This is a genomic window from Streptomyces viridochromogenes, from assembly GCF_001270495.1.
GTDB lineage: Bacteria > Actinomycetota > Actinomycetes > Streptomycetales > Streptomycetaceae > Streptomyces > Streptomyces viridochromogenes_A.
Genome location: NZ_LGUR01000051.1, coordinates 1 through 3,994 on the forward strand (window position 1 = coordinate 1; position 3,994 = coordinate 3,994).

General features: G+C 71.2%; 1 protein-coding gene and 1 pseudogene. Both read left to right on the top strand.

Going from position 1 to position 3,994, the window contains the following annotated elements; translation table 11 throughout:
• The coding region (locus ADK36_RS08025) for a type I polyketide synthase (RefSeq protein ID WP_159391092.1) at window positions 1-2,197 on the top strand (2,197 nt) is incomplete at its 5' end.
• A gap of 37 nt (window positions 2,198-2,234) precedes the next feature.
• A pseudogene (locus tag ADK36_RS08030) lies at window positions 2,235-3,994 on the top strand (type I polyketide synthase); the annotation flags it as partial.

Sequence of the window (3,994 nt, forward strand, 5' to 3'; positions counted from 1 at the left end):
CACCGACCAACCCGACCACGAACGCCACCTCGTCCTCCCCTTCGCCTGGAACGACGTCCACCTCTACGCCGGCGCAGCCACCACCCTCCGCGTCCACATGTCACCGCAGGGGCCTGACACGATGAGCGTGCGTCTGGCGGACGATGCCGGGCTCCCGGTGGCGATGGTGGGCTCGGTGCGAGGCCGGGCCGTGTCGGTGGCGGATCTGCGCGGCGACACCGATCAGGGCTGGATGCGCGACGCGCTGTTCCAGCTGAAGTGGGCCGAGACCACGCTCGCCGCCCCCGACTCCGTGACCGCGTCGCAGACCGGTTCGGCCGAGCTGCCCCGTGTCCGTACCGCTGCCGACGTTGCCGCCCTGGCCGCGAGCGCCTCGCCCCACAGCGCCGCCCTGGCATACCTCGTCGACCCCGCTGAGTCAGCCGCATCACCCACATCACGCACGTCACCCGCTTCACCCGCCTCGCCCGGCACCCCCGAGGACGTCCACTTCGCCACCAGCCACCTCCTCGACCTCATCCAGCGCTGGCTGGCCGAACCCACCCTCACCGACGCCCGACTCGTCGTCGTCACGCCCCCCACCGACGATCCCGTGGCCGCCGCCGGCTGGGGCCTGGTCCGCAGCGCCCAGCTCGAACACCCGGGCCGCTTCCTCCTCGTCGCCACCGACGGCGCCGACAGCCTGCACTCCGCGCTGCCCGCCCTCCTGGCCGGGGCCGAGCCGCAGATAGCCCTGTGCCAGGGCACTCCCCATGTACCTCGCGTCACCCGCGTCCCGTCCCTGCCCGACGGCGAGACCCAGCAGCGCGACTTCGACCCGGACGGCACCGTCCTCATCACCGGTGGCACCGGCGCCCTGGGCCGGCTCGTCGCCCGCCACCTGGTGGAGCGGCACCAGGTCAAGAACCTGCTGCTGACGAGCCGTCGCGGGCCGGACGCACCGGACGCGGACGCTCTGCACGCCGAACTCACCGCACTCGGCGCCGACGTCCGCATCGCCGCCTGCGACGCCGCCGACCACGATGCCCTCGCCGACCTCCTCACCAGCATCTCCGACACCCACCCCCTCACCGCCGTCATCCACACCGCAGGCGTCGTCGACGACGGCATCATCACCGCCCTCACCCCCGACCGCCTGGCCACCGTCTACCGACCCAAGATCGACGCCGCCCTCAACCTCCACCACCTCACCCAGAACCACCACCTCACCCACTTCATCCTCTTCTCCTCCGCCGCAAGTGCCTTCGGCAGTGCCGGGCAGGCCAACTACGCCGCCGCCAACGCCTTCCTCGACGCCCTCGCCCACCACCGCCACACCCACCACCAACCCGCCACCTCCCTCGCCTGGGGCGGCTGGTCGCACAACAGCCTTATGACGGCCGGTCTGACGCGGGCCGACAAGAGCCGGATGGAGCGCGGCGGCGGCGTCGGAATGACCGCGCAGGAGGGTCTTGCGCTGCTGGACGCGGCGCTGCGCCGCCCGGACGCCCCGGCCCTGCTCCCCGTGAAGCTCGACCTCGGCGTGCTTCGCGCCCAGGCTGAGGCGGGGACCCTGCCGACGCTGCTGAGCGGCCTGGTCCCGACCGGGCGTCGTATCGTCCAGCAGAAGCCCGTGGGCGGTCCCGGTCTGGCCGAGCGCCTCGCCGCCGCGCCGGAGGGCCGCCGCGAGGGCATCGTCCTGGACGTGGTCCGGCGGGAGGTCGCGACGACGCTCGGACATGCCTCGGCCACCGATGTCGACCCCGATCAGGGGTTCAGTGAGATCGGATTCGACTCGCTCCTCGCCGTGGAGCTGCGCAACAAGCTCTCGGAGCTGACCGGGACACGGCTCCCGGCGACCCTCGTGTTCGACCATCCCACCCCCAGGAGCATCGCCCGCCTGCTCTGGACCGAACTCGCCCCCGCCACACCGTCGGCGGACGAGTTCGCCGACCGGGAGGCGGAGATCCGGCAGCTACTGAGCGGCACGCCCCTGGCCCGCTTCCAGGAACTCGGCCTCATGCACCACGTACTGGAGCTGGTGGACGGTCTCAGGTCCGCCGAAGCGACAGCCGCGACGGCTGCTACGGCCGCTACGGCCCCGGGCGGAGCAGCCGCCGCACCGCACGGCCCGAAACCGGACGACGGGCCGCTGATCATGGAAATGGACGTCGACGATCTTGTCGCAAGGGCGATGAAAAAGGCCCGGAAGCAGTAGCAGCACCTTCAGTGGACCGCAGAGAGAAGAGAGAGAAATGACCAGTTCGGACAGCGCGGTCGTCGAGGCGCTGCGTGCTTCCCTGATCGAGAACGAGCGGCTCGAAAACGAGAACGGCGAAATCCGCGGCCGCCTCACCGAACCGATCGCGATCGTCGGTATGGCCTGCCGTTACCCGGGAGAGGTGAAATCCCCCGAAGAGCTCTGGGACCTGGTCGCCTCCGGCACGGACGGCATATCGGAGTTTCCGGTGAACCGTGGCTGGGACGTGGAGAACCTGTACCACCCGGATCCGGACCACCCCGGGACGAGCTATTCCCGTGAGGGCGGGTTCCTGCACGACGCGGCCGACTTCGACGCGGCCTTCTTCGGGATCTCGCCGCGTGAGGCACTCGCCATGGACCCGCAGCAGCGCCTGCTGCTGGAGGTTTCCTGGGAATCACTGGAACGGGCCGGAATCGACCCCGGCACCCTGCGCGAACAGGCCGTCGGCGTCTTCGCCGGCGAGATGTACCACGACTACGCGGTCGGCTATAAGCCCGAGGCGGGCGAAGCGCTCGACGGTGTCGAGGACTACCTGATGATCGGCGGTTCGGGAAGCGTGCTCTCGGGCCGGGTGTCGTACTTCCTGGGCATCGAGGGACCGTCGATGACGGTGGACACCGCCTGCTCCTCGTCCCTGGTGACCGTCCATCTCGCCGCCCAGTCGCTGCGGTCGGGCGAGTCCTCCCTCGCCCTCGCCGGTGGCGTGACCGTCATGGCGGGAGCGGACGCCTTCGTCGCGTTCTCCCGGCAGCGCGGCCTCGCTCCCGACGGCCGCTGCAAGTCCTTCGCGGCGGCGGCCAACGGGACCGGCTGGGCCGAGGGCGCCGGTGTCCTCGTCCTGGAGCGGCTGTCGGACGCCGTACGCAACAAGCGCCGTATCTGGGGCGTCATCCGTGGCTCCGCCGTCAACCAGGACGGCGCCTCCAACGGACTCACCGCGCCCAACGGCCCCTCCCAGCAGCGCGTGATCCGCAAGGCCCTCACCAACGCCGGACTGACCGGCACCGACGTGGACGCCGTCGAAGCCCATGGCACCGGCACGACGCTGGGCGACCCGATCGAGGCCCAGGCGCTGATCGCCACCTACGGCCAGGACCACGACGCCGAACAACCCCTCTGGCTCGGCTCCGTGAAGTCCAACATCGGCCACACGCAGGCCGCCGCGGGGTGCTGCCCCGCACCCTGCACGTCGACGAACCCTCCCCGCAGGTCGACTGGTCGGCCGGGCATGTGGAGCTGCTCACCGAAGCCCGCCCCTGGCCCGAGAACGACCGGCCTCGCCGCGCGGCCGTCTCCGGCTTCGGCGTATCCGGCACCAACGCCCACATCATCCTGGAGCAGGCACCCGAGCCGGTGACCGGCGAGCAGCGAGCGGATTCCGCGCCCGTTGTAGGCTTGGTCCCGCTGGCCGTGTCCGGACGCGGAAGCGCCGGGCTCGCCGGGCAGGCCGACCGACTCGCCTCCTACCTGGAGGAACACCCCGACCTCGAACTGACCACTGTCGCCCGCTCCCTGCTCGAATCACGCGGCCAACTACCCGACCGGGGTGTGGTGTTGGCCGCCGACCGCGAGCAGGCCATGGCCGGACTGCGCGCGCTCGGCCGAGGCGAACAAGCACCGGGCGTGATCACCACCGAGGGCGGACCGGTCAAGGAAGGCCGCCTGGCGGTGCTGTTCACCGGCCAGGGAAGCCAGTACCCCGGCATGGCACAGACTCTCACCAGCACCTTCCCCGTCTTCCGCGACGCCTTC